Origin of the sequence: Cognatiyoonia koreensis (genome assembly GCF_900109295.1) — a bacterium.
GTDB lineage: Bacteria > Pseudomonadota > Alphaproteobacteria > Rhodobacterales > Rhodobacteraceae > Cognatiyoonia > Cognatiyoonia koreensis.
On record NZ_FOIZ01000001.1, the window covers coordinates 606809 to 631975 of the forward strand.

Genomic DNA, 25167 nt, shown 5'->3' on the forward strand with positions numbered 1-25167 from the left:
CGGTCTGACAGGTCAGATCGCCCGTTCAAAAGGAACACATCAGGCAAAATTCCTTAGTCAGTTTGGTTCTGGCGGAAATACTGTAAAGCTGCTTGCAATCAATTCCGGTCGTTGCTTTAGTTTCGCAAACGCGAGCACCGCTGCCGGTGCCGCCATAAAGGGGGTTTGCGTGTCTGAATCAAATCACGCCGCATTTGTTGAGTTTGAGCGTGTCCAGAAGAGCTATGACGGTGAAAATCTTGTCGTCAAAGACCTGAACCTATCCATGCCCAAAGGTGAGTTCCTGACGATGTTGGGGCCATCCGGTTCGGGCAAAACGACTTGCTTGATGATGTTGGCTGGGTTTGAAACTGCAACACATGGCGAAATCAAATTGGACGGGGTGTCGATCAACAACATCCCGCCACATAAGCGCGGCATCGGGATGGTTTTCCAGAACTATGCTCTGTTCCCGCACATGACTGTCGCCGAAAATCTGGCATTTCCCTTGCAGGTCCGCAAGCTAAGCAAATCGGTGCAGGAAGAAAAAGTCGCCCGTGCGCTGGGCATGGTCCAGATGGACAAGTTCGGTGGCCGGCGTCCTGCACAGCTTTCGGGCGGTCAGCAACAGCGTATCGCGCTCGCACGTGCCCTTGTCTTCGAGCCGGAGCTCGTCTTGATGGACGAACCGTTGGGAGCATTGGACAAACAGCTGCGCGAAACACTGCAATTCGAAATCACGAACCTTGCGCATGATCTGGGCATTACCGTCGTTTATGTGACGCACGACCAGACCGAAGCGCTGACGATGTCCGACCGTGTCGCTGTTTTCGATGACGGTCGTATTCAGCAACTGGCCCCGCCGGACGAGCTTTACGAGGCTCCACAAAACAGCTTTGTTGCCCAATTTATTGGTGAAAACAATACGTTGGACGGTGTCGTCCAGGAAATCCGGGGTGAGACCTGTATCGTCAAACTTGATAGCGGTGACATCATTGATGCCATGCCGGTCAATGTTTTTACGGTCGGGGAGCGCACTAAGGTGTCGATCCGCCCCGAACGGGTGGAATTCGACAAAAGCAGATTGTCGCCGGATGCCCATACGCTCAAGGCTGAAGTGTTGGAGTTCATCTACATGGGCGATATTTTCCGGACACGTCTGCGTGTTGCGGGATCTGATGATTTTATCATCAAAACCAGAAATGCCCCGGATCAGGTTCGCCTTGAGCCGGGCGCGCAGATCGAAATCGGCTGGCTTGCGCGCGACTGTCGCGCGCTTGATGCCTAACAGTTACGGATTGCGCGCGCCCGGCGTACGATCCTTCAAGAACCTAAACCGGGTATTCTAACGGGAGAACTACATGAAACTGACCAAAACTCTGATGGCAACAACGGCCCTGTCCGCTGCGGCATCAATGGCTGGTGCTGACGGCCACATGGCGTCTAACATGACGCTGGTGAGTTGGGGTGGAGCCTATCAGGCCAGCCAGGACAACGCCTACGTCAAGCCATATCTGGAAATGAATCCGGGCGTGACGGCTGTCTGGGATGAATCTTCGGCTGAAGCCGTGGCAAAGCTGCGTGCGATGAACGAAGCTGGCAACATCACGTGGGACGTCGTTGACGTCGTTGCGTCTGATGCCATCCGTCTGTGCGACGAAGGTCTGGCGATGGAAATCGACCACGACGAAATGCTGGCACCGGGTGATGACGGATCAACTGCATCCGATGACTTTGGTGAACTGATCGTATCCGACTGCTTTATTCCGCAGATCGTCTATTCCACGACAGTCGGCTACCGCACAGACCTTGTCGGTGACACGCCACCAACAGACATTTGCGCGATCTTCGACACCGACACCTATCCGGGCCAGCGTTCGCTTGAAAAGCGTCCGATCGGCAACCTGGAATGGGCATTGCTTTGCGACGGTGTTGCAAAGGAAGACATCTATGACGTTCTGGAAACTGACGAAGGTCAGGCGCAGGCATTTGCCAAGCTGGATACAGTCAAGGACAGCGTCGTCTGGTGGTCCGCCGGTGCTGACACGCCACAGCTTCTTGCTGACGGCGAAGTCATCATGGGCTCGACCTACAATGGTCGTCTGTTCAGCCTGATCGAAGAGCAGGACCAGCCGGTCGCGATGCTTTGGGACGCGCAGGTCTTTGACCTTGACGGTTGGATCATTCCAGCCGGTCTGAGCCCGGAGCGTCAGGCGCGAGCACTCGACTTTGTCCGCTTTGCGACAGACACACAGCGCCTTGCTGACCAGTCCAAGTACATCTCGTACGGTCCTGCACGCATGTCGTCCGCACCGCTTGTCGGCCAGCACGCTGACCTGGGTATCGACATGGCGCAGCACATGCCGACTGACCCTGCAAACGCGACGAACACCTTCCTCTACAACTATGAATGGTGGGCTGATTATCGCGACGACCTGGACGCCAAGTTCCAGGCGTGGTTGGCACAATAAGCCAAGGCAGGACGCGCCCCGGTGCGTCCTTTGCCTGAAAAAACGTGCACGGGCGACACTGTTGCCCGCGCAACATCAGGGGGACATGAATGACAGACGCAACTACATCGGGGCCGATGATGGCGGCAGATGGCCGTCCGCTGAAATCCAGCCTCAATCGCGCATTGCGCCGGCAGAAAATCCGCGCGCTGCTGTTGATCGCCCCACTTTTGCTTTTCATCATGATCACCTTCATTGTGCCGATCGGGCAGATGCTGTTCCGGTCGGTCGAGAACAACATCGTTGCCGACACGCTTCCCCGCACGGTCGCCGCATTGGCGTCATGGGAGGTCGAGCAGTCCGACGTGCCGGATCAGGACACATTCCGTGCGCTCGCGCAGGACATGGTTGTTGCGGTCGAAAAGAAAGACCACACGCGTCTTGGCTCGCGTTTGAATTATGAACTGACAGGCGTTTCATCGCTGTTCCGCAAGTCTGGACGTGCCGTTGACGAATTCGGTGAAACGGCGCAGGAGCAATTCGAAGACATTGATCCGGCGTTCGCAGAGCCCGCAGCATGGGTGAACACATTCGGGTCTGATACCTGGGCAGACCGTCTGGCTGAGTGGTCCGCTGGTGGTGAAGAAGGTCGCGTGCCGGCCTTCGCGGCCGATGCCGACATCCGCGCCGTCTTGCCGGAGACAACAAGCATCTACGCCGATTTCGTCAGGTTCGTTGCGTCCGAAGGCGACAACCCAGCCGAGGAAGACGTATGGCCGATCATCTATCACACATTGGCTGTCGAACTGTCGAACGCTGACCTGACCGGTTTGCAGCCCGCACTTCCTTTGGCTGAAGTGCAGGGGGTATCCGCTGATTTCGAACTGGAAGACTTGCGCGCCGCCTTTGCGGATGTCGACGAGGACTGGCTGTCGACCGATGTCTGGGAAACAATCCAGACCTATAGCGGTCCCTACACCAGCGGCTATTTCCTGACATCCGTTGATCGCCAGCTGACACCGGATGGGGTGGAACTGCGCGCTGAGGACGAACGCATTTACCTGACCCTGTTCCTGCGCACGATGATCATGTCCGTCGTGATTACGGTGTCCTGCATATTGCTAGGCTATCCTGTCGCATGGCTGCTGGCGAACCTACCAATGCGCACAGCGAACGTGTTGATGATCCTTGTGCTGTTGCCATTCTGGACGTCACTTCTTGTGCGTACCTCGGCATGGAAGGCGTTGCTGCAAAATCAAGGTGTGATCAATGATTTGCTTGTGTGGATCGGAATCGTGGCTGACGACAACCGCCTTGCGCTTATCAACAATGCCACCGGTACCATCATCGCGATGACGCATATCCTTTTGCCGTTCATGATCCTGCCGCTTTATTCGGTGATGAAGACGATTCCGCCAAGTTATCTGCGGGCCGCGAAATCGCTTGGGGCGACAAACTTTACGGCCTTCTGGCGCGTCTATTTTCCGCAGTCGGTCCCGGGTATTGGCGCGGGGTCAATCCTCGTTTTCATTCTGTCGATCGGTTACTACATCACGCCGGAAATCGTCGGCGGCACCAAAGGTGTCTTCATTTCCAACCGGATCGCCTATCACATCTCGACCTCTTTGAACTGGGGGCTTGCGGCGGCGCTCGGGTCGATCCTGCTGGCGTTGGTGCTGATATTCTACTGGCTCTACGACAGGATCGTGGGCATCGACAACGTGAAGTTGGGGGGCTGACCGCATGGCGCTGACAGCAGCAGAACGCGCGGTTGCGCAGAACAATCCACTGAACTTCACAGTGCCCATCACGGCGGCATTGGGCGCGGTCCTTGGGTTTCTTGGCGGACAGGCGGCGGGATTGGGACCAGTGGTTGGGCTGATCGCGGGGGCTGTTCTTGCGGCCGCCCTTTCATTCATCCTGTCATCATATCTGCCGCGCGGTCGTGGCCGGCTTACAGCGATCGTTGTTTGCGCTGTTCTTGGCGCGATCTTCGGTTCGCTTGCGGGATTTGTCGCGGGGATTGTCGCAGGAGCGATCATCGGATGGTGTAGCTACTGGCTGTCGTTGGGTGACTATCGGAAAGGTGTTCCGCCTTATGCGACGACGGGGCAAGTGCTGTGGCACAATGGTTTCCGGTTGATCTGTGGCTTGATCTTTTTCTTCCTGATCGCGCCGATCCTGATCGTGATCCCGCTGTCCTTCAACGCCGAGAACTTTTTTACCTTCACGCCAAAAATGCTTGCGCTTGATCCGGAGGGTTATTCGCTCAAGCACTATCGCGACTTCTTTACGAACGACGCGTGGCTGGTGCCGCTGAAGAACTCTCTGATTATTGCGCCTTTCGCGACGCTGATTTCCGTGTCCCTTGGCACGCTTGCCGCGATTGGCCTAAGCCAGAGCCACGTGCCATTTCGCCGGGCGATCATGGCGATCATGATCTCGCCGATGATCGTCCCGCTGATCATTTCCGCCACGGGCATGTTCTTTTTCTACAGCCAGATGGGGCTGTGGATGGAAGACACCTTTGGCATGTCCAAGGCGCTCACGGGTTATATCAAGGTCATTCTCGCACACGCCGCCTTGGGTATTCCGTTCGTGATTATCACCGTCACGGCCACGCTTGTCGGATTTGACAATTCGCTGACCCGCGCTGCGGCCAATATGGGTGCAACGCCTGTGACGACCTTTTTCCGCGTGCAGATGCCATTGATCCTGCCGGGTGTCATTTCTGGCGGTCTGTTCGCGTTTATCACATCCTTTGACGAGGTTGTCGTCGTGTTGTTCGTCGGTGCCGCGGCACAGAAAACACTGCCTTGGCAGATGTTCACGGGCCTGCGCGAGCAGATCAGCCCGACCATTCTGGCTGTTGCCACAATTCTTGTGCTGCTGTCGGTGCTGTTGCTGGCCACGCTTGAATTGCTTCGCCGTCGGTCAGAGCGTTTGCGCGGGATGTCGCCCGGCTAAGGCAGGACGGACAGCCAGATCCACGCTGACAGGATTGATCCGCCGGTGCCCAGAAGCACGGCAGAGGCGGCGACCCGTTTGGCGCGGTCGTACATGTTCGCAAAGACATAGGCGTTGATGCCTGGGGCCATGGCGGCCGTGATTACGGCCGAGCGCATTGCGTCTGTCGAAAGGTTGGTTGTTTTCCCAAGTGTCCAGACGATTGCCGGATGCAGCATCAGCGAGACACCGACAACGAAGAGGATTGTGCGCATGTCGCCTTCGGGGCGGTACTGATAGAGTACGCCCCCAAGGCCAAAAAGCGCGGCGGGCAATGCTGCCCGCACCATCAGGTCGAGCGCGTCTGTCAACACAGTTGGCAAGGCGATGCCAGTCAGGTTCACAACAAAACCAAGACTGATTCCGAGGATCAGTGCGTTCGAGAACATCGCCTTGAGGACTTTGGCAGGCAGCGCAGAGGCGCTTGCCCCGCGATTGCGTGCGATTTCCATCGCCGTTATCCCAACCCCGTAGCAAAATGGCGAATGGATCGCGATGATGGCATAGTTGGCTTCAAGCGAGTTCGGTCCGTAGGCGCGTTCCATGATTGGCAATCCGAGGAGGACGGAGTTCGAGAACAGGCAGCAGAACCCGATCGCGATGCTGTCTTCGACGTCACGCCCGAAGATGTGGCGCGCGCCAAGGTATCCCGCACCGAAACCTGTCAGGGCCCCGGCATAAAAGCTGCCAAGGAGGGCGATATCGAAGTTCTGCCCGAGGTCGAGCGTTGATATGGCGCGAAACAGCAGGCAAGGGATCGCGAAGTGCTGGGTGAATTTCATCAGCCCGTCGACGCCGCTTTCGCTGAAATAACCTTTCCAGACGGCAGTGTAGCCAAACCCGATCACAAGAAAGACCGGCAGGATGACATCCAGCAGGGCGGTCATTCATTATCCTGTATTTCAGGGAAATACAGGAGGCCTCCGGCGGAAGTTTGAGTGGACAAAGAAAGACGGATGGACCGTGTCATTGATCTGCCTGCGTGATTTGCAAACCATCGAATGCGGGAGTGATGTGATCGGGTGTTTCCGCTTCGAGTGTCGCATAGTCGAGATCAATATGCATGTTCGTCAGGATCGCCCGCCGCGGTTTGGCTTTTGCGATCCAGTCGAGTGTTTTTGCAAGATGCGCATGCGTCGGGTGCGGGTCGCGCCGCAGTGCGTCGATAATCCAGGTGTCGAGGTTTTCCAGCTTGGCCCAGGCGGCATCGGGAATCTCGGACACGTCGGGCAGGTAGGCAAGGTCACCGATCCGGAAGCCCAGTGCTTCGATGCTGCCGTGCGCGACTTCGAAGGGGACGAAGGTGATCGGGCCACCAGCCCCGTCGATCGCGACGTCGCCGTCAATCGTGTTCAATTCGCAGATCGGTGGATAGGGCGACCCTTTTGGTTGTACGAACGCATAGCCGAACCTGTCGAGAAGCGCGTTTCCGGTGTCGCCGTCCGCCCAGACCTGCAGCCGCTGGCGCATGTTGTAGACGATCATGCGCAGATCATCGAGGCCATGCACATGATCGGCATGTGAGTGCGTATAGATCACGGCGTCCAGTTCACCGACCCCAGTGTCGAGCAACTGGCTGCGCATGTCGGGTGTCGTGTCGATGAGCACATTCGTGGTGCCGTTCGGCCCGGTTCGCTGCACCAGCATGGAGCAGCGACGCCGGTAATTGCGCGGGTTATCAGGGTCGCATGCCCCCCAATGCCCGCCAAGGCGTGGCACCCCGCCGGATGATCCGCAGCCGAGAATGGTGAAGGTCGTGCTCATGCTGCCTTCCAGAACAGGCGGTCGAAATTCGCGGTTGTCTGCGCTGCGAAGTCTGCGAAATCCATACCGAACACTTCTGCCCCCTTGCGCGCGGTATGCGCGGTGTAGGCAGGTTCGTTTCGCTTGCCCCGGTGGGGAGGCGGGGCGAGGTAGGGGCTATCGGTTTCGACAAGGATGCGATCGACAGGCGCGGCGGCAAAGATATCGCGTAGCTCCTGCGATTTCGGAAAGGCCGTGATACCTGACATGGAGAGATAGAACCCCAGATCGAGTGCCGTCTGCGCGAGCGCCGCCCCTGACGAAAAGCAGTGCATGACGCAGCTGTAGGCCCCGTTCCTGAACTCATCAGTCAGGATTTTTGCCATGTCTTCATCTGCACTGCGCGCGTGAATAATCAGGGGCAGTTTGCTGTCACGCGCGGCGGCAATATGCGTGCGCAGGCTGTCTTGCTGCACGGCCGCGCTGTCGGATGTGTAGTGATAATCGAGGCCGGATTCCCCGATCCCGACCATCTTTGGATGGGTGGTAAGCGCCATGAGGTCGTCATAGCTTGCCATGGGTTCGTCGGCGACGCTCATCGGATGGGTGCCAGCGGCATAGTAGACGGACTCGTAGTTTTCGGCGATGGCCTGCACCGCTGGCACATTGCGCAGTTTGGTGCAGATGGTCACCATTCGCGTCACGCCAGCGTCGTGCGCGCGTGCGATGACAGCGTCCCGTTCGTCATCGAAATCGGGGAAATCGAGGTGGCAGTGACTGTCGACAAGTATGGGTGCGCTCATGCAAGGGCCGCTTTCAGGCTGCGGCGGTCTTTTGCGCCGTCTGTTCGATCTGGAAAATCATATCAAGGATCAACGCGGCGGGGTCAAGGTTGACGGCCTTGCCGTGGCGTGCCCTTGCGCTGATCCGGTGTTGCAGGTCGGCCCATTGCCGGGCGGCCCCATCATGCGGGGAAAGGCGTGCCAGCAAAAGTGCTTCGCCTTTGGCCCCTTGCGTCTGGGGCGGACCGAGCAGACCTGCCCGCGCAAGGCGGGCGATGAAGTGGTCGATCAGATCGAGCGTCAGTCCAAAGCGGACTTCGGCACCTTTGCCGGTGCAGCTGTCCGCCAGTTTGAGCGCGGCGGGACGATTTACATGCGGCAAACTTTCAAACAACTGAATCAGCGCCCCATAAAGCGGCAACCCGTCGTGATTGAGGAGTCGGATCGCGTCCCCGGCAGAGCCACCCGACAAGGCGGCAAGCGCTTCGCTTGCTTCATTGTGCTGTTCTGCCTGTGCGAGCGCTTCTGCCAAAGCGTTTGGTGACAGCGGTGCGCATCGCAACTCGCGGCAACGCGACCGGATGGTCGGCAGCAGCCGCGACGGTTGATGCGCAATCAACATGATTGTCGTGCGTGCAGGGGGTTCTTCGAGTTCTTTCAGGATGGCGTTGGCTGCGTTCCGGTTCAGTTCGTCAGCGGCATCCACGATGACGACGCGGCGGCCGCCGTCGGTGGCGGACATCTGGAAAAACCCTTTCAATCCGCGCACCGCATCGACCGTGATTTCGGTTTTCAGCTTACCCGCTTTTTCATCAAATGGGCGGCGGACAACATAGAGACGCGGGTGCGCACCGGATTGCACGAGACGCGCCTCGGGGTTGTCGGGTGAGACGTCGAGGGACGTCGGCGGTGGAGCGTCACCGAAGAGGCCATCGTCTTTTTGTTCAGACAGCAGGAATGTCGCGATTTTCCAGGCCAGGGTTGCCTTGCCGACGCCACGCGGACCGGTGATCAGCCAGCCAGAATGGAGCCGTCCGGAATTGTAGGCGGTGAGGAAGTCCTGCACCGCAGCGTCCTGACCGAATAACCGCTGCGTTTCGCGCGGGTGGGGTGCCCCTTCGATCCGATCCGGTTGTGGATGTGCGTCCTCGCTCATGTCCTTGCAGCGTATTGGGTTGCGACATCGGCGGCGACATCGTCGATATCGCGATTGCCGTCGATGAGCACGCAGCGCTTGTGTGCTTTGGCCAAGGCAAGGAAGCCGTGGCGCAGGGTTTCCTGAAACGGCAGGCCGAAGTCTTCGAACCTGTCCTCGCCGGATTTGCGTGCTAGGCCGCGTTCGAGTGCGACAGCCGGGTCCATGTCGATCACGAAGGTCAAGTCAGGTTCACGCCCGATCATCAGTTCGTGGAGTTTATCGACCATGTGCCGCAGATCACCGCGTGTTGCACCTTGATAGACGCGGGTGCTATCGGCGAACCGGTCGGAGATCACGGTTTTCCCTGCTTCAAGGGCGGGTGCGATCGTCTTTTCCAGATGATCCCGGCGGGACGCTGTGAACAGCAGGATTTCGGTTTCGGCAGACCAGCGGTCTGGGTCGCCGGTCAGGACAAGCTTGCGTATTTCTTCGGCACCGGGGCTTCCGCCGGGTTCGCGCGTCAGCACGACGTCCTGCAAGCGGTCTGCGAGGCGGCGCGCTTGGGTGGATTTACCAGAACCGTCGATTCCTTCGAACGTGATGAAACGTCCCACTGCCACTTAGGCGGGTTCTTCTTCAGGGGCGTTGCGCCATGCCATCAGCTTGCCAAAGGCGACTTCGGCCGCAACCCGCAGGCGCGTTTCGAAACCGCCGGCAGGGACGGCGGACGTCGTGACAAGCGGAAACCTGTTGTCGGGCAGACCATCAAGCGAAATGACAAGTTCGCCGACTTCTTGTCCGGCTGTGACAGGGGCTTCAATCGGGCCTGTATAAACGATGTTTGCATCGACCTTGTCTTCGGACAGGACCGGCACGAGGAGCGAGATATCTTCCGGTACGGTCAAGCCGACACTGGGCCGTTCACCCATCCAGACCTCGGCCTGGGCGATTTCGGTGCCCGCTTTCAGAACATCCTTTTGTGCAAACTGGCGGAACGCCCAATTCACGATCTTTGCAGATTCCTCCGCGCGTTCTTCAGCGGTTTCCAAACCGGTGATGACAAAGATGATGCGCCGATCACCCTGCTTGGCAGAGCCGACAAGCCCGTAGCCTGCTTCTTGGGTATGACCCGTTTTCAACCCATCAGCACCAATTCCCATTTGCAGGATCGGATTGCGGTTACGCGAATTGGACGGCACGCGACCGTCAAATTCGAATTCGGTCTCAGCAAATAGTGGGTAGTAGGTAGGATAGTCGACAATGATCCGTTCGGCGAGCAGGGCGAGATCGCGCATCGACATGCGATGCCCGGCCGCTGGCCATCCGTTGGAATTGGTGAAGGTCGAATTGGTCATGCCCATTTGGCGGCCACGCTCGGTCATATAGCGGGCGAAGCCGGCCTCGGACCCGTCGGGAGACAAGGCTTCTGCGAGAACCGCGCTCGCATCATTGCCGGATAGAACGATGACGCCGCGCAACAGGTCCTCGACGGTGACGCGGTCGGTCGTGTCCAGAAACATCGACGACCCGCCATAACCGGCGGCATGGGCCGAGACCGGCAGTTCTTCATCAATGATCAGGCGTCCGTCCGCCACGGCCTCGAACGCCATGTAGATCGTCATGAGTTTCGACATGGAGGCCGGTGGCAGAGGTTCGTCAGCGTTCTTTTCCAGCAGGATCGTGCCTGTTGTCTGATCGATGATAAACGCCGCAGACGCGCGGGTTTCGAACGCGCTTGCGGTCGTGGCAAGCGCAAGCAGCCAAGCTGCGATCAAACTGGAAATGACGGTGCGTGTGGCAGCGCGCATGTCGAACCTCTATCCGGTTAGTTGGTGACGAAGTAGGCGTCCGAGAAACCAAGCGCCTTGACCTTGGCAAGGACAGCCGCACGGTCATCTGCGTTCGGCGAAGGACCGACGACGACCCGCCAGAAGGCACGCCCCTGGCTTTGCTGCGACAGGACGCGGGCGGAAAGCCCGTCATTGCGCAGAAGATCAGCGGTGTTGTTGGCATTTGCTTCCACGCTGAAGATACCGATCTGGATGAACGGCTTTTCCAAAGTAGACGTCGGTGCGGCGACGGGTGCCGGCGCAGGTGCGGGTATCGGTGCTGCGGCGGGTGCTGTGGTTTGTGCGGCCGAAGCTGCGGATGCGGCAGCGATGGCAGCAGCAGCGGCATCCGCGATGTCACCGCTGGCTGTCGGGGCCGCGTCTTCATCAAGTGGCGTGGCCACGATTTGTTCGGGTGCATCGAAATTCGTGATCGCGGTCGACGCGACTTCTGCGGGGCCTTCTTCGCGGCGCAGTGCAACCACTTCGAGCTGTGTCGGCGCACCGGCCAGCATGCCAAGCGCTTCGGCTGCATCCGAGGACACCTGAAGGCTTGGTCCGGGATTTTCGCGTTCACGGCGGAAAAGCGCGCCGATCACGAATTGCTGGTTCGCCTGATTGCGGATGATGACCCGTTCCGGGTCGGTAACGTCCGGATGTGCGACCCAAACGCCACCAAGTGAGGGGCGTCCGTCCCAAAGGCCTGTCTCTGATACAGAGAACACCTCTGGTGCTTCGACATCACGTTCCACCAAACCCGCACTGGGTGCGGACAGCGACGGTGCTGTACCTTGCGCGGTTTCGCTGTCATCACCACCGAATGACGGCATGGCGAATTCGCCGTTTTCATCGCAGGCAGCCAAGCCCAAACCTGCTACCAAGATAAAAGAGAATCTCATTTTCGCCTGTATCATCAGTGCCTTGCCTGACATTGCGCGCCCCTCGCTTTTATTTTGATGCCTGCGTTTTGCAGCTGTTCTTTCAGCCATTCTGAACGCAAAGACACCCACGCCGTTTGAGACCCGTTTCGTCGGGCCGCTCTCTTAGCGCGTACATTAGCCAGTTATGCACCGCTTTGGAAGTGCGCCGACCGTTTTGTCGGCGAAAATCCCCATTGCGGGAAGGTGCTTGCGTCCTCAAATGCGTCACGCTAGAAGACCCGCGACGGAAGCTTGGCAGAGTGGTCGAATGCACCGGTCTTGAAAACCGACGAGGGTGAAAGTCCTCCCAGGGTTCGAATCCCTGAGCTTCCGCCACCACACTTACTGAATGAATAATCGTGGGTCGCTTTGTGCGGCCCTTTTTGTTTGTGCGATGTCGGATCGAATTTTCACTTCAGCTGCATTTTTTCAGTAGTCGCGAGAGCGTTGCTCTCAATTGATCAGTGGTCGCTTCGATTCAAGCTAAGCGAGATCGCGTTCTTAGCGTGAACCCCGATAATCCCTGTTTTTGACATTTTTTCGGAACTAACGATGACATTCCTGGTTCATCTCCAAAGGGCTGAGGAAAGCCGACCAACAAAAACCGCTTGTGTCGGTGGACAGAAACACGTGGGGACAAGGCCCATCTCAAGCCACAACATACTGTTAGTTCCAGACGTGATCCGCGATGTGATCGGGCGTTTGGGTGCGATGTCTGGCGCACCGAAGCCCGAGTTTGAACGAGAAAGAGCAATAAATGAAATTATTCTTTGTAGACCCCGCAACCGGCGACCGCATCAACGATTTTGGGTCCGGTAGCGAACTTTCCATTCAAGCACTCGGGACGGTATTGATTGTGCCCGACACGAAATCTTCGGTTGAGGACAGCGTCAGCCGGATCGAGTATCGCTTTAACGATCAGATTTTCACGATCACAGAAGAGCCATTTGCCCTGACATTGGGGCCCGACGAATCTGCAGATTACAAATGGCAGACCGGACCTCTTGAAATCGAAGCGACCGCATTTGACGGCAGCGGCACAGCAGTCGACTCGACGCTTTTGAACGTCACCGTATTCCAAACACGTGTTGCTGCAGATGGCAGCGCGACGGGCGAGGGGTCTTCCGACGGGAACCTTGTGGTTGATGGCGGTGGCACGACGACCGATGGAGATCGCCGCGAAACGCTTGGGTCGGAGTTCGAATTCGAAGCTGAAAGCGAAGCCGAAGCAGAGTCTGAGTCCGAAGCCGAGGCCGGAGCGGCAGACGGTGTTGCGACAGCGGCAGGCGCATTTGGGGCTGCAGCGGCTGCTTCGGGCTCCAACGCATTGACCTACACGCTGGCAAGCGGATCAATCGCGACAGCGGCAAACGGTGAAGCGTCTGAAAACACACCGTTCTTGCCAGAGACCGGCAACGATGAATTCGACAGCCAGCCAGGAACGACCAATACCATCGTGCAGATCAAGACGGACTCTCCACTTGGAGAGTCTGAAGCCGAGATCGAAGCTGAAGCAGAAAGTGAAGTGGAGTCAGAGGCCGAGGCGGACATCGGGAATGGGAGTGCCGCTGCGGTGGCGGGAACGTCGATCTCACTTGCCTCGGTCGGTTCTGGTCTTGGCGGCAACGGTGATGTCTTTTTGACGGATGTCTTTGCTGCATTGGACGGTGCCAGTTCCACGTCCGTTGCGACGACCGAAAACCGCGCAGCAGACGGGCTTGTAGCCAATCAAACTGCCGCTGGGCAAACCGAAGAACGCGAAGGCATCACGCGTGTCGCGATTGCGCCGCAGGAAGGTGCTGCCGAAGCTGAGTCCGAAGTAGAAGTCGAAGCCGAGGCGGAAGCCGAAGCTGAAGCTGGTGACGGGGTGGCGGCAGCGGCTGCCAGTGGCGGTGTCGGTGCGGCGATCGTCGGTAATTATGCGATTGGTGACGCAGATACATCTGCTGGAACCGCGACAAGTGTTGGAACATACGAGTCGATTGCAGAGCTTTTAAGTGGCGTCCTGCTTGCTTCGCCCGCAGATGTTGATGATATCCGCATCGTGCGTGCAAAGGGCACGGCGACAGTCGATGACGAGGAAATCACATCGGACGTTACAGATCCGACCCCGGATACAAGTACCCCGCCATCCGATCTGGATTTTGAAAGCGAAGCAGAGGCAGAAGCTGAAGCCGAAGCAGAAGTCGAGGCGGAAGTCGGGAACAACGCTGCCGCAGTCGCTGTGATTGCGTCCGGCGGAAGTGGTGCCGCAGGTATCGGGTCTGACGCCCGCGCCGCCGCAAGCACGTCGGGTTCGGCATCAACTTACGGTCACACTGGTCAGTTCATGATCAACAATGACCTGACCCAGATACAGGGCCAGCTTTCCGATCCTGATTTTGATCGCGCCGAAGAAGTTCTGGCTGCGCGCGCGTTAGGTTCGCTTGACGAGGCAGAGGCGGAAGCTGAAGCCGAAGTTGAAAGTGAGGCAGAAGCCAGCGCGCCGGAAACGGCGCTGGGAAATAGCGTTGCGGGCGCTGCAACGACGACGGACACGACCGGCGAAAGCACATCTGAAGCGCAAGTTCAGCTGGTCTCTGGCAGCGGTCCAGATTTGCCGACCAGCGGTGTGATGGTGACAGACCGGGTTGTCGAAAACCTGTCCCCCGACTTTGAAGGCCCGACGGCCAACAGATCAGAGGATGGTCTAGAGCCAATTGAACTGGAGATCGAAGCCGAAGCGGAAGTTGAAGCCGAAGCCGAGGTTGGCGTAAACGCCGCCGCCGCGGGAGTTGCCGCCGTTGCAACCCTTGGTCATACCTATGGCAATGACACGCTTTTGGGTGCCGCATCGTCATCGGCGACCAGCACAACCGTCTTTGATGCACCATCGGACAAGTTCTCACATGCGGCCATCAGCGCGCCAAAAGGCGACGGCGATGGCCGTGTGTTCGAAGTCGAAACCGAAGCCGAGGCTGAAGCCGAGGTTGGCATTGGCGCGGGGGCCGCAGCAGCGGCTGCAGGTGCCGCCGGCTACGAAGGGATCAAGGCCGACTCGGCTGTCGGCGCAACAAAGAACGCCGCAGCTGCCGCAGCTGCAGCAGGGGCGCGGGTGACCACCTACGTCGTGCTACCTGAAAGCGGTTCTGCAGGCACAATCGAAGCCTACGCCGCGGCGTGGGATATTGAAGGTCGCGGTGTGGCCGCTGCGGTCGCGCTGGCTGGGACGCCGCTGAGCGATGGCAGCGAGAACGAATTCGAGATTGAAGCTGAGGGCGACTTCTCGGTGATCCTTGATTATTCGCTCGACACATTTGCGTATGATTCAAACGCCGTGCCGACGTTCACGCTTGCGTCCGAGCCAGTAGGTAGTGAGTCATCCGAAGGGTCCGGTTCCGAAGGGAGCGAGTCCATGACAGCCACAAGCCCCGAAGGGTCGGAGGCTGTCAGCGGCACGCAGGCAGAAGCAGAAGTCGAAGCTGAGGCAGAGGCTGAAGCAGGTCTGGGTGTTGCAGCGGCTGCGGCCGGTGCGGCGGCGACAGGTTTTGCGGCAACGACAAGCAGCAAGGCCGAGACTTCGGCTGACAAGCCTGCGATCATCGAGGCGACTGCCATCAGAGGTGATGCTAAAGCCAATACGTTGAACGGCGGAGCCTCTGCCGAGGCGATCTTTGGTGAAGCAGGCAACGACACGATCAACGCCGGTGCCGGCGATGACCTCGTGCTTGCTGGTGATGGCAACGACAAGGTGTCAGGCGGCGACGGTAACGATGTGCTGCGTGGCGGTGCCGGTAATGACAAAATCGTCGACTCGGCTGGTTCGAACCTGCAAGCGGGTGAAGGCGGCAATGATATTCTTGCCAACTATAGCGAAGATGGCGTTCTGTCCGGCGGCGAGGGCAGGGATGTTCTTACTGGCGGTATCGGATCAGATGCCTTGCAGGGCGGATCCGGGAATGACGTTCTGGTCGGGGATATCAGCGATATCATTGGCGGCAACGATATACTGATCGGCGGAGCTGGAAACGACTTCCTTGAAGGCGGGTTGGGCGCGGATACCTTTGTGTTCACAACAGAGGCCGGTGATGACGTGATTGCCGAGCTTGAAATCAATTACGCCAACCGCACTGCCACCGCGAACGGTCGCGACTTTGACGTCGATGCGGACATCATCCAGTTGGTCGGATTCAGCTTTGCCGATGAAGATGCTGCCCTTGGCGCTGTCACCGACACATCCGAAGGTGCGGTATTCGCGAGTGACGGCACAAATATTCTGATTGTCGGTATACAGGCCAGTGACCTGACCGCTGACAACTTCGAACTCGTCTAAAAGGAACGGACAATGAATAAGTTTTATGCTCTTTTCGCAATCGGATTTGCTGCTGGCTGCTCGGGCGGTGGTGATCCAGACAAGGTTTATGTTGCATTGGACGGGACGGGTGAAACGCCTGTTGCATCGACTGTCGCCGGTGCCAGCGCGTCGTTTGATCGCGACACCAATACACTGACCTTCAATGGTGAGGAAGGACAGATCAATGCGGCTGGCGATAGTGTGACGTTCCCGTCCGGAGCGACGATGTCGCTTAGCGGTCTGGACAATGAATACTCTCGTCTGTTCGTTCTAAGCGGCGCAGAGTCCGCGTTCGGGGCCTATGGGGTCAGCACAGATCGCCGCGACATCCCAAGTGGTAGCGCGTCTTATTCAGGCAGTTCGATCGTGGTTGTGACCGCGCCCGAAGGTGTCTTTGATCTGACTGGCGATGCATCCGTCGATGTCAGTTTCGCAAGTGGCCGTGCCGATCTGACGCTTGACGAATTGTCAGGTACGCAGGCGACAGGTCTGTCCGCTCCCGATGCGGTCGATGACTTCGGAAGCATCGAAATCTCGGATATCGATCTGGATGGAAACCGGCTCAGAGGCGGTGAAGCTACAGTTGATACCGATGAAACGGATGCCTTTTCCGCTGGGGCCCCCGGCGGTGTCAGAGGCACACTCTTTGGACCGGACGCTGACGAAGTGGGCGGGAGCCTCGAGATCACAGGCGATGCCGCTGCGATCAATGGCGGTTTCATCGCTTTTCAGTAATTAAGTGAATAGGAAGGTGTCTTCGGTGAAGGCACCTTCTTTATGCGATGAAACCTCTCCGGTGTCGCAGTGTCGGGTGACAGCAGCATGAGCAGGCCATGCAGAGATGGGAATATCCGTCTTGTATTCGTTCTGTGTCTTGCACTGGAAACAGGAACAGTTGCTGATCCAATTGCAGCGCAGGTCTATATCGCCGAAGCGCAACACTGACTGACGGGGATGGCGGAAGAGAGCCGTTTTAGAACGTGGCGTGAAATAGCATGCAATTGCACATCAACGTCAGACGCTGGACGCTGGCTTAAGACAGGCTTAGCGTCCAGAGAATGAAGCTATCCCCTGCAACACTTGGGCCCCTTTTCGCAGCGATTGCGGTGACTTTGTTCTCTTTGAACGACGTCACGATGAAATTTCTTTCAGGCGGCTACGCGCTCCATCAGATCGTATTGATCCGTTCTCTTGTGGGTATGTCGGTGGTGCTGCTTCTAATGGTGCCCTTTCAGGGCGGCCTTGCGGCGTTGAAAACCGGACGCCTTGGCGCGCAGATGGCGCGGGCCGGCATGGTGTTCTTTGCCAACATGACTTTTTTCCTTGGCCTCGCGGCACTTCCGCTTGCAGATGCCGTCGCCCTGTTTTTCGTTTCCCCTTTTATTATCACCATTTTTTCCGTGTTGTTTTTGGGAGAGATCGTCGGCACGCGCCGCTGGGCCGCTGTGGCTGTGGGCATGCTCGGCGTCCTTATCATCCTGCGGCCCGGCACAACCAGTTTCCAGCTTGCATCGCTTTTGCCAATTGCTGCTGCGTTTGGATACGGTGGATTGCACATCATGACACGGTATCTGCGTGACACCGAAAGTGCAGTTTCAATGGTGTTCTACATCCAGTTGATGTTCATCGTCGCGACGCTGGCGTTGGGATTGATTATGGGCGATGGAAAATTTGCAGGCGATAGCGACCCGTCGCTCGACTTCCTGTTTCGCGCCTGGGTCATGCCGACCCGTGCCGATCTGCCTTACCTACTTGTTCTTGGCGTCTTCGCGTCCGTGGGTGGTTATTTTATCAGCCATGCCTACCGGTTGGGCGAAGCCGCTCTTGTGGCACCGTTCGAATACCTCGCTCTGCCGTTGTCGATCCTGTTAGGCATGCTGATCTTCGATGAATGGCCCGACCTTGTGGCATGGGTCGGGATCGCGCTGATACTCGGGTCCGGTCTTTATACTGTCTGGCGCGAGAACCAGATCGCCAAACGACAAACGCCCAAACGCCAAGGCTGAGAGAAATCAGGTCGGATGTGCGCCGATGTCGGGATTGCGGGGTATGAGCCCGCAACCGGCACGCATTCTATTCAAGTTGAGCGCTGCGACAAATCGACGTCCTAGACGTATTCGATGTCGTTGCTGAGTTGAGCCAGCCGTATATCTTCGACGACGACCGTATCGCCGTTTCCAAAGCGGAAGATGACGTCATTGTCGCGTTGTTCGGCGAAGTCGAAGGCGTCGAATCCGGATGCAAAGCCGTCGAACTGCAACGTGTCGACGTTGTTTTCGAACCCTTTGATAAAGTCGCGATCTTCACCCTTGTCAAAGTGGAATACATCCGCGCCGCTGCCGCCATACAGGACATCGCGACCGGTCCCGCCGTCAAAGAAGTCGTCGCCTGATCCGCCAAAAAGCGTATCATTGCCACTGCGCCCGATCAGCTTGTCGTCGCCGCGATTACCCTTGATGACATTACCCCCAACGGTGCCGAGAATGACATCGTCACCCTTTGAGCCTTCAGCGTTTTCAAAGCTGTCGATCGTGTCGTTTGTGGCCCAGCCGCCGGACGCCGTATCCTTGTAAAGGTCCAGCCGGACACCGCTTCCCGCCTTTTCATAGCTGATGGTGTCGCGCCCGGAACCGCCATAAAACGTCTCTTCACCGCCACCTGCCCGCACGAAGTCATCGCCGTCGCCAAGTTCGATCCTGTCATCACCGCGCCCGCCAAAGACGCGATCATCGCCACCAAAGGTCTTGATAATATTGTCACCGCTGGTCCCTGCAATGACATCGTCACCCGTTTTGGAGCCACTGGCACCTTCGAAATTACGAATGGAATCGTTTGCGCCGGCACCACCGGATACTTCGTCCTTTGACAGGTTGATGCGCACGCCTTTGGAGCTGTTGTAGTAGCTGATATAGTCATCTCCAGCGCCACCATCAAAATGTTCTTTGCCGCTGACAGCCTTGATCAGATCATTGCCAGATCCACCATAGATCCTGTCATTGCCCGACCCGCCAAACAGATAGTCGTTGCCACCGAGGCCTTTGATAATGTCGTCACCACCACTGCCTTCCAGACGGTTGCGCGTTCCGTTGCCTTTGATCAGATCGTCAAATGATGATCCCACCGCGTTTTCGATTACGGTGCCGGGCATGATGAACAGCCCGTTGGGGTTGTCGAATGCGGTCATCAACTCGCCACCGCGCAGGTCGATTTCCTGCGCATTCTTGAAACCGGACGCGTCGAACGTGTCGATCCCGCCGGTGTCCTGAATCGTGAACAGCATATATTCGTCGCTGATATTGCGATTGTCCGTCTTGCCCGTCAGCGCGTCCATTGCAATCTGGAAGGCACCACCATTGTTGCCATTCGTGCCGTAACGCGTATCGCCATCGTTGATGTCAGGCGTTCCGTAGTAGTCCTGCAATGCAAGGCGGTCGGCCCACATCGGAGTGACCGCCCAGCCGGCGTTCGTCTGGTTGTGGACGTCATCATCAGCATCGAAATACGACATGATGGAGGTCATCATCGTATCGTTTTGCCACAGGCTGTCGCGCGCATAATCGGCGTCGCCGTTGTAGTGGCCGCCATGGCCAAGACCAAGCGCATGGCCGATTTCGTGCAGGAACACGTAATAGCCATAGCCGCCGATGCCGCTGTATTCCGAGGAATAGTAGGCTTCGACATTGATGAAGGCTTCGGTGGTATAGCCGCCCTGTGAAGAGTGGTATTCATACCCGCCGTAGTCGTCGTCACCAAAAGTGATGTCACCGCCGCTTGTCACTTCGGTGAAGTCGATTCCGATGGTTTCTTCCCATTCGGCAAAGGCCCAGCGGGCCAGTTCCTTGCCGTCGTTGGTCAGATCAGAAAGGTCATATGTGATCACATCACCGACCTGCACGTTCCACCTGGATGGTGTCTCGTTGGCTTCGAGCCAGTAGCCAGTCTGCAGTTGGGAAACGATTTCCATGATGTCGACGAGACCGTAATCATTGTCTTCGACGACACTGACATCATATGTGCCCGTTTGCGTGATATCCATGCCGACCGCGACATAGTAGATGCCGCTTTGTTCTGGCGTGTAATGCAGCTGCGTATCGCCGCGCGTTTCGAGGAAGTTGGCAAGATCATTCCCGTCACCATCAAGCAGTGTGCCGGTCATGTTTGCGTAATTGCTCGCGCCGACAGAAATCTTGTGTGACTGACCAGCGGTCAGGTAAACAGCCACGTAGTCGCGGTCGTAATTCCTTGAAATGACGCCAGTAAATGTGTCGCCCGCAGCGATCTGGTAAGGCGTGTCGATACCTGTTGTATCTTCGTTCTCAAATACGGATGCCATGTCGAACCCATCTCAGCGCCCCCACGCGTTCCGGACGGATCGCATGGTGTTGGGGCGTCAATATGGAAGTTCGATGTCCAGCAGTGGGCAGTTGCCTTATTCTTGCGCGGCGGCCAGTGCTTCGTCCATGATCTGGCAAACGGCTTCATCGTCATTGTTTGCAGCCGCGGCATCCATATCCTGCTGCATTTTAAGAACGATAGATTGCGCCTTTGCCGGGTCCGTGGCGACGAGCGCCTGAACAGCGGCGACAAGCGCATCCTGACGGGCCTGCACGTCTTCGGTTGTGCAGGCAAGTGCTGCGGTGCCGGATATTGAAAGCGCGGCGAGTGCGGTGAAGATGATGCGTGTCATATTTGGAATCCTGTTATGCATGTCAGGCCAGATGTGCCAGTTTCACGAGTTGATAGGCAATAACACCTGTTCGTCAGCGTGCGAGTTTCCGCGCAATATCCTCGGACAGTTCAAGAATGGCTTCTGCCTGGGCCCGCGCGACCGCAGCAGTGCCTTCGCCGATCAGCGGGCGGGAGATGTCGAAGCTGGTTGAGCGGTTCGGAAAGTCGATTCCGTCGCCACCGATGTAATACTGGCCTGTAAACCGGAAGATACCGTCCGCACCCGCAAGCATCTGTGACACCTGCACCTCAACGGCGACATCTGGCAGGCCGGCGAACGGCCAGGGGTCGGGCCCGACAGTTGCGCTTAGGATCTTGTCGAGATGACGGGTCATGGACAGCGTGACCGCACGTTCCGGATCGTCCGCCCAAAGGACATCAGCGCTGGTCCCGATGATCCCCGGTGCGACTTCGACGGCAATTTCTTCCGACGCGGCATAGGTCGGCAGGGACACCGTTCGCACCATCACAGAGCTGACAAGCGCGCGCAGCTGCAGCTGGGACTGTACCGGGCTCATGTCCAATCGGTTGGATGGACCCGAACAGGCTGTCAAAAGTGCAAGCGCAAGGGCGGCAAAAAGTTTCGTGTACATGATTATCGCCCTGTCAGAAGTGAGTTTGGATTTCGTTGGATCGTGCGTGCCAGAGCGGAAACCGCGTCGGCTGCTGCTTGAATCTCGCGCAATGTCGCCAGTGTTTCGTTGTTGAAACGCGACCGGTCGCCATAGCCAGAGATCACGGCCTCTGTCTGCGCGACAAGTGAGTTGGCGCGGCTCGCCAGCGCGGGCAATCCTTCGACGGATTGTTCGATCGCCTGTGCAGCTTCGCTGGCCGAGGCGAGTGCCGCGTTTACGTTGTTGATTGCTCCACCTTCGCGCACTTCTTCAAGAAACAAGGACATTTCGTCCAGCGCAGCGGAAAGGGAGGCAGGAATGTCCTGCGTGGATTCGCTGCCGACCAGCGTGTTGATGCTGTCCAGCGTTGCCGTGGCTTCACTGACCAGCGCTTCAAGTTCTAGCGCGTTGGCTTTCGTCGTCAGTTCTTCTAATTGCGCGGTCACGGCAGGCAGGTTTTCGGTGCCCGCTTGCAGGTTTGCGGTGAGTGCATTCGCGCTATCGAGCGTTTCGGTCAGTTTTGCGGCCAGTTGTGCCTGGGCAATATCGGTAACGATACTATCAAAGCCGTCAATGACGCTGCGCAGTTCGGCTGGTACGGCCTGAATGTCTTCTGACCCGATCAGGTTGCGCGTATCTTCAAGCAGGGCGACCAGTTCCTGCGGTGCCTCGCGAAAGCTGTCTTCGTTGGCGAGCCGTTCAAGGCTGTCCATCAGGTCGATGGCACCTTCCATCAATTTCTCGACCGGCAGGTTGTTGATGCGGGTCAGAACGTCCTCGGCACTGTCGGCGACATCGGTGATCGCGGATTCGGTAATCGGGAAGAGCGGGTAGGGTTCAGCGTCGGTGTTCAACACAGCGATAGGTGCGTCTTCAACTTCGACAAATTCAACGATGAGCGATCCTGACAGGATGTTTCCTGTCGTCAGGCGTGCGCGCAGGCCCTGTCGAACAAAATCCGAAAGAAAGCCAAGTGCATCCTCGGTAGACGCGTTTTCACCAAGGCCGAGCCGTTCGGGTTCGATTGCAAGCACCGTACGTAGCTGTACTTGTGCGACGTTGCGATTATCGACGACGACGGCCGAAAGTTCGGTGACCTCGCCGATGCGGATACCCTGAAAGCGGACTTCTGACCCTTTCGTCAGACCACTAACGGACCCGTCAAAAAGAACGGCAACATTCAGAACCGGCCGATCCGGGTCGGCAAACAGGCTGTCGCGTGCGGTAGATTCATCTTGAAACAGATCGAACACCTGACCGTCCCGAATGGGCTGCCCACCAGACACAACCGTGTCGAATGCGATGCCGCCCTCGATCAGGGAGGCAAGCGAGCTCACGTTCAGCTGTAGGCCAGCCGTACCAAAGTTGACGGAGAAACCAGAGGAATCCCAAAACCGTGTCGAGGTGGTGATGCGGCGATCATAGGGATCTTCGACAAAGGCATTCACGACAACGCTTTGGCCATCGGACGCAAGCCGTGGTGTTTCAAGATATCCGACCTGAATTCCCTTGTGCAAGATCGGCGCACCATCCGCGAGGCTGCTGCCATCGCGAGAGCGCAATACGATCTGCGTTCCCCGTTGGTTCGGCCTTATCAGCGGCGGTTCTTCAAGACCTGTAAAGACATACTGCTGCACATCGTTTTCTGTATCCCAGCTACCTTCAATGTAGACACCTGAAAGAACAGTGGACAGACCTGACACGCCGCGCAGCGACACGTCCGGTTGAACAACCCAGAACTGCGCATCATCATCAAGAAATACGGCGACTTCCTTGTCGATCTCTGCCGTGACGACGACATCGCCTAGGCCGTCGGCAAAGGTCACGCCCTCTACGCGGCCGACTTCGACATCGCGATATTTGATGAGTGTTTCGCCAGCCTTGATACCGGACGCATTTTCGAAGGTGATTTCAATCAGTGTCCCGCGACTAGCGTAATTCTGATAGGCCACACCAAGAGACACGGCCAAAGCGACCAAGGGCACGAGCCAGACAAATGAGACGCGCCTGACGCCCTTCGCCTTTGCCGGGCGCACGTCCATTTTTGCAGGTTCTTGTGTATCGCTCATTCAGATTTCCTATCGGCGTCCCAGATCATGCGGGGGTCAAAACTCTGCGCCGCAAGCATGGTGAATATCACCGAAAGCGCGAAGCTTACAGCAGCAATTCCCGGGTTGATTGAGGCGACGGTATTCAGTTGGACGAGGGCTGAAAGAATTGCGACGACGAAGACGTCAATCATGGACCATCGTCCGATAAATTCAACGATATCATAGAGTTTGTGGCGCTGGTGCATGTTCAGTACAGACCGCTTCTGCACCGAAAGCGCAAGATAGATGATCGCAAGGAACTTGCCCAACGGAATCAGGATCGACGCGATAAATACGATGGCCCCAATCCCGTAGTTTCCATAGTGAATCAGTTCCACAACACCGCCGATGATCGTACTTTCGCTGCTTTCGACCAGCGTGTTAGTGCGCAGCATCGGGTAGACGTTCGCCGGGATGAAGGTGATGATACCGGCGATCAGCCAGGCCCAGACATTTTGCAGGCTTTGCGGCTTGCGGCTGGCAATACGCCCTTCGCAACGGATGCAAACCGTGGCGTTGGCCTCGTGCACCTGCCCACAGTTCTGGCAGGCGACAAGACCGGCTTCGCGGGCGGTGATCAGCCCGTCTATGTGTCCAGCGCTTCCCAAATCGAATACCTGCAGATGAGTTGATCTTTGAGAACCGTGATCACCACGAGTCCGGCGAAAGCCCAGAACGCAGGGCCGATCGTCACGGTCGCAAGACCGGCGACCTTGATCAGGGCAACAGTCACCCCGACCATGAAGATTTCCGCCATCGCCCATGGCCGCAGTCGCGACGCCAGCCTGAACATCGCACGTGCGCCCTTGCGTGGTCGTTGACCGCGCACAAGCGGCCCGATCACATAGATCAGCGCTGCAAGTCGGGTGAGTGGCAGAATGATGATGAAAAATGCAACAGCTATTGCAAGCGGGATGGCAAGCCCGTCGTTAAATGCAAGGATTGCACCCACAACCGACGTTGCATTGTGGTTGCCTGCCACGTCGAGGTCGAGAAACGGAAAACTGATCGCAGCAAGCATCAAGACAAATGCCGTAAGCGCAAGCGCGAGGATCCGGGCAAACGCTTCGGGCTGATGCGTCATGATCGCGATGCCGCAACGCTGGCAATACGCCTTTTCACCCGCCGCGAGCGAAGTGGCGACGTGCAGCGTGTCGCAATGCGGGCAAGCAACAAGATCAGAAAGGGGCGGCAGCGACATTAATGGTGCGTTCGTGAATGGCAGATGCGAGCCGTATATACCCAGCGTCGCGCCGACGCCACCGCGCAATCGCGTGATGACGTCAGGCTTTTTAGGGTTTGTCATTTCCGTGATCCGTGTCAAATTATCTGCTGCTTTGGCCAAGTCCGCCATCGCATTTTGCGGATTCAGATCGAGACATGCGGGGGTTCCATTGTCCCGGGCCGCACGCTGTTTCAGGAAGACCCGCAAGGTTGCCTCATCTTTACAGGTGCCTGAAAGACGAAACACATTGCGCGCCTGTTCCACAAAGTAAATGCGTATGCCCTGTCTGTTTTTCCGCCGTTGCCGGCACCTTCCTCACCTCAGCTCGAA

General features: G+C 57.5%; 21 protein-coding genes, 1 tRNA gene and 1 pseudogene. 9 read left to right on the forward strand and 14 right to left on the reverse strand.

Features of this window, described 5'->3' with window-relative positions:
- The first annotated feature begins 169 nt into the window (after window positions 1-169).
- The 4 genes from BMY44_RS02995 (at window position 170) to BMY44_RS03010 (ending at window position 5396) form a co-directional block, all read left to right on the forward strand.
- Window positions 170-1267, forward strand: coding sequence for an ABC transporter ATP-binding protein (locus tag BMY44_RS02995; RefSeq protein ID WP_089990087.1), 1098 nt, complete (start codon window positions 170-172; stop codon window positions 1265-1267).
- Window positions 1268-1340: 73 nt separating this feature from the next.
- Entirely contained in the window at window positions 1341-2450 is a 1110-nt protein-coding gene (locus tag BMY44_RS03000) for an extracellular solute-binding protein (RefSeq protein WP_089990090.1), read from the forward strand.
- 89 nt (window positions 2451-2539) lie between these two features.
- A complete protein-coding gene (locus tag BMY44_RS03005) occupies window positions 2540-4168 on the forward strand; it encodes an ABC transporter permease (RefSeq protein WP_089990094.1) in 1629 nt (542 codons plus the stop codon).
- A 4-nt stretch (window positions 4169-4172) separates the two neighbouring features.
- Window positions 4173-5396: an ABC transporter permease gene (locus BMY44_RS03010; protein WP_089990096.1), complete on the forward strand. Its 1224-nt coding sequence runs from the start codon at window positions 4173-4175 to the stop codon at window positions 5394-5396.
- Here BMY44_RS03010 and BMY44_RS03015 read toward each other — a convergent pair.
- The 7 genes from BMY44_RS03015 to BMY44_RS03045 all read right to left on the reverse strand — a co-directional run bounded on the left by BMY44_RS03015 (window position 5393) and on the right by BMY44_RS03045 (window position 11826).
- Window positions 5393-6322 carry an AEC family transporter gene (locus BMY44_RS03015; protein ID WP_089990098.1) on the reverse strand — a complete coding sequence of 310 codons (930 nt, stop codon included), beginning with the start codon at window positions 6320-6322 and terminating at the stop codon, window positions 5393-5395. The two genes, BMY44_RS03010 and BMY44_RS03015, sit on opposite strands and share 4 nt — an antisense overlap.
- A 79-nt stretch (window positions 6323-6401) precedes the next feature.
- Entirely contained in the window at window positions 6402-7199 is a 798-nt protein-coding gene (locus BMY44_RS03020; protein WP_089990101.1) for an MBL fold metallo-hydrolase, read from the reverse strand.
- Complete coding sequence (locus BMY44_RS03025) at window positions 7196-7981, reverse strand: TatD family hydrolase (protein WP_089990104.1); 786 nt, start codon at window positions 7979-7981, stop codon at window positions 7196-7198. The genes BMY44_RS03020 and BMY44_RS03025 overlap by 4 nt, the downstream gene beginning before the upstream one ends.
- 13 nt (window positions 7982-7994) lie before the next feature.
- Window positions 7995-9116 (reverse strand): DNA polymerase III subunit delta', encoded by a 1122-nt coding sequence (locus BMY44_RS03030; RefSeq protein WP_089990107.1) that lies wholly within the window; start codon window positions 9114-9116, stop codon window positions 7995-7997.
- Window positions 9113-9718, reverse strand: a complete 606-nt coding sequence (gene tmk, locus BMY44_RS03035) for a dTMP kinase (RefSeq protein WP_089990109.1) — start codon at window positions 9716-9718, stop codon at window positions 9113-9115. The genes BMY44_RS03030 and tmk overlap by 4 nt, the downstream gene beginning before the upstream one ends.
- Window positions 9719-10906 carry a D-alanyl-D-alanine carboxypeptidase family protein gene (locus tag BMY44_RS03040; protein WP_089990112.1) on the reverse strand — a complete coding sequence of 396 codons (1188 nt, stop codon included), beginning with the start codon at window positions 10904-10906 and terminating at the stop codon, window positions 9719-9721. It abuts the gene before it with no gap.
- A 17-nt stretch (window positions 10907-10923) separates the two neighbouring features.
- Window positions 10924-11826, reverse strand: a complete 903-nt coding sequence (locus BMY44_RS03045) for an SPOR domain-containing protein (protein WP_242650471.1) — start codon at window positions 11824-11826, stop codon at window positions 10924-10926.
- A 267-nt stretch (window positions 11827-12093) separates the two neighbouring features.
- Between BMY44_RS03045 and BMY44_RS03050 the strand changes: the two genes are divergently transcribed.
- The 5 genes from BMY44_RS03050 (at window position 12094) to BMY44_RS03065 (ending at window position 18186) form a co-directional block, all read left to right on the forward strand.
- Window positions 12094-12183: transfer RNA gene (locus BMY44_RS03050), tRNA-Ser, on the forward strand.
- Between the two features lie 421 nt (window positions 12184-12604).
- Window positions 12605-16159, forward strand: coding sequence for a calcium-binding protein (locus BMY44_RS18050; RefSeq protein ID WP_110521938.1), 3555 nt, complete (start codon window positions 12605-12607; stop codon window positions 16157-16159).
- A 12-nt stretch (window positions 16160-16171) separates the two neighbouring features.
- Entirely contained in the window at window positions 16172-16915 is a 744-nt protein-coding gene (locus BMY44_RS03060; protein ID WP_089990116.1) for a transferrin-binding protein-like solute binding protein, read from the forward strand.
- Between the two features lie 87 nt (window positions 16916-17002).
- A complete protein-coding gene (locus BMY44_RS18435) occupies window positions 17003-17125 on the forward strand; it encodes a hypothetical protein (protein ID WP_278246561.1) in 123 nt (40 codons plus the stop codon).
- A 113-nt stretch (window positions 17126-17238) separates the two neighbouring features.
- Window positions 17239-18186, forward strand: a complete 948-nt coding sequence (locus BMY44_RS03065; RefSeq protein WP_089990118.1) for a DMT family transporter — start codon at window positions 17239-17241, stop codon at window positions 18184-18186.
- 101 nt (window positions 18187-18287) lie between these two features.
- Here the strand turns inward: BMY44_RS03065 and BMY44_RS03070 are convergent, their stop codons facing one another.
- From BMY44_RS03070 to BMY44_RS18535, 7 genes and pseudogenes are all read right to left on the reverse strand, one after another.
- Window positions 18288-20513 (reverse strand): M10 family metallopeptidase C-terminal domain-containing protein, encoded by a 2226-nt coding sequence (locus BMY44_RS03070; RefSeq protein WP_089990122.1) that lies wholly within the window; start codon window positions 20511-20513, stop codon window positions 18288-18290.
- A 96-nt stretch (window positions 20514-20609) separates the two neighbouring features.
- Window positions 20610-20867, reverse strand: a complete 258-nt coding sequence (locus tag BMY44_RS03075) for a hypothetical protein (protein ID WP_131801564.1) — start codon at window positions 20865-20867, stop codon at window positions 20610-20612.
- A 73-nt stretch (window positions 20868-20940) separates the two neighbouring features.
- The gene (locus tag BMY44_RS03080) at window positions 20941-21501 is read right to left on the reverse strand and encodes a PqiC family protein (RefSeq protein ID WP_089990128.1); all 561 of its coding nucleotides are present in this window, start codon (window positions 21499-21501) and stop codon (window positions 20941-20943) included.
- A 2-nt stretch (window positions 21502-21503) separates the two neighbouring features.
- Complete coding sequence (locus BMY44_RS03085) at window positions 21504-23591, reverse strand: PqiB family protein (protein WP_089990131.1); 2088 nt, start codon at window positions 23589-23591, stop codon at window positions 21504-21506.
- Window positions 23588-24220 (reverse strand): paraquat-inducible protein A, encoded by a 633-nt coding sequence (locus BMY44_RS03090; RefSeq protein WP_242650473.1) that lies wholly within the window; start codon window positions 24218-24220, stop codon window positions 23588-23590. The genes BMY44_RS03085 and BMY44_RS03090 overlap by 4 nt, the downstream gene beginning before the upstream one ends.
- On the reverse strand, window positions 24199-24918 hold the full coding sequence (locus BMY44_RS18355; protein WP_341349639.1) for a paraquat-inducible protein A: 720 nt from the start codon (window positions 24916-24918) through the stop codon (window positions 24199-24201). The genes BMY44_RS03090 and BMY44_RS18355 overlap by 22 nt, the downstream gene beginning before the upstream one ends.
- Window positions 24907-25119: pseudogene (locus BMY44_RS18535) on the reverse strand (alpha-D-glucose phosphate-specific phosphoglucomutase); the annotation flags it as partial. The gene BMY44_RS18355 and the pseudogene BMY44_RS18535, both read right to left, overlap by 12 nt.
- Window positions 25120-25167: the final 48 nt, after the last annotated feature.

Coding starts and splice junctions, on each gene's coding strand:
- BMY44_RS03000 (WP_089990090.1), top strand. CDS start 1,341: ATGAAACTGACCAAAACTCTGATGGCAACAACGGCCCTGTCCGCTGCG.
- BMY44_RS03005 (WP_089990094.1), top strand. CDS start 2,540: ATGACAGACGCAACTACATCGGGGCCGATGATGGCGGCAGATGGCCGT.
- BMY44_RS03010 (WP_089990096.1), top strand. CDS start 4,173: ATGGCGCTGACAGCAGCAGAACGCGCGGTTGCGCAGAACAATCCACTG.
- BMY44_RS03015 (WP_089990098.1), bottom strand. CDS start 6,322: ATGACCGCCCTGCTGGATGTCATCCTGCCGGTCTTTCTTGTGATCGGG.
- BMY44_RS03020 (WP_089990101.1), bottom strand. CDS start 7,199: ATGAGCACGACCTTCACCATTCTCGGCTGCGGATCATCCGGCGGGGTG.
- BMY44_RS03025 (WP_089990104.1), bottom strand. CDS start 7,981: ATGAGCGCACCCATACTTGTCGACAGTCACTGCCACCTCGATTTCCCC.
- BMY44_RS03030 (WP_089990107.1), bottom strand. CDS start 9,116: ATGAGCGAGGACGCACATCCACAACCGGATCGGATCGAAGGGGCACCC.
- BMY44_RS03040 (WP_089990112.1), bottom strand. CDS start 10,906: ATGCGCGCTGCCACACGCACCGTCATTTCCAGTTTGATCGCAGCTTGG.
- BMY44_RS03045 (WP_242650471.1), bottom strand. CDS start 11,826: ATGAGATTCTCTTTTATCTTGGTAGCAGGTTTGGGCTTGGCTGCCTGC.
- BMY44_RS18050 (WP_110521938.1), top strand. CDS start 12,605: ATGAAATTATTCTTTGTAGACCCCGCAACCGGCGACCGCATCAACGAT.
- BMY44_RS03060 (WP_089990116.1), top strand. CDS start 16,172: ATGAATAAGTTTTATGCTCTTTTCGCAATCGGATTTGCTGCTGGCTGC.
- BMY44_RS18435 (WP_278246561.1), top strand. CDS start 17,003: ATGAGCAGGCCATGCAGAGATGGGAATATCCGTCTTGTATTCGTTCTG.
- BMY44_RS03065 (WP_089990118.1), top strand. CDS start 17,239: ATGAAGCTATCCCCTGCAACACTTGGGCCCCTTTTCGCAGCGATTGCG.
- BMY44_RS03070 (WP_089990122.1), bottom strand. CDS start 20,513: ATGGCATCCGTATTTGAGAACGAAGATACAACAGGTATCGACACGCCT.
- BMY44_RS03075 (WP_131801564.1), bottom strand. CDS start 20,867: ATGACACGCATCATCTTCACCGCACTCGCCGCGCTTTCAATATCCGGC.
- BMY44_RS03080 (WP_089990128.1), bottom strand. CDS start 21,501: ATGTACACGAAACTTTTTGCCGCCCTTGCGCTTGCACTTTTGACAGCC.
- BMY44_RS03085 (WP_089990131.1), bottom strand. CDS start 23,591: ATGAGCGATACACAAGAACCTGCAAAAATGGACGTGCGCCCGGCAAAG.
- BMY44_RS18355 (WP_341349639.1), bottom strand. CDS start 24,918: ATGACAAACCCTAAAAAGCCTGACGTCATCACGCGATTGCGCGGTGGC.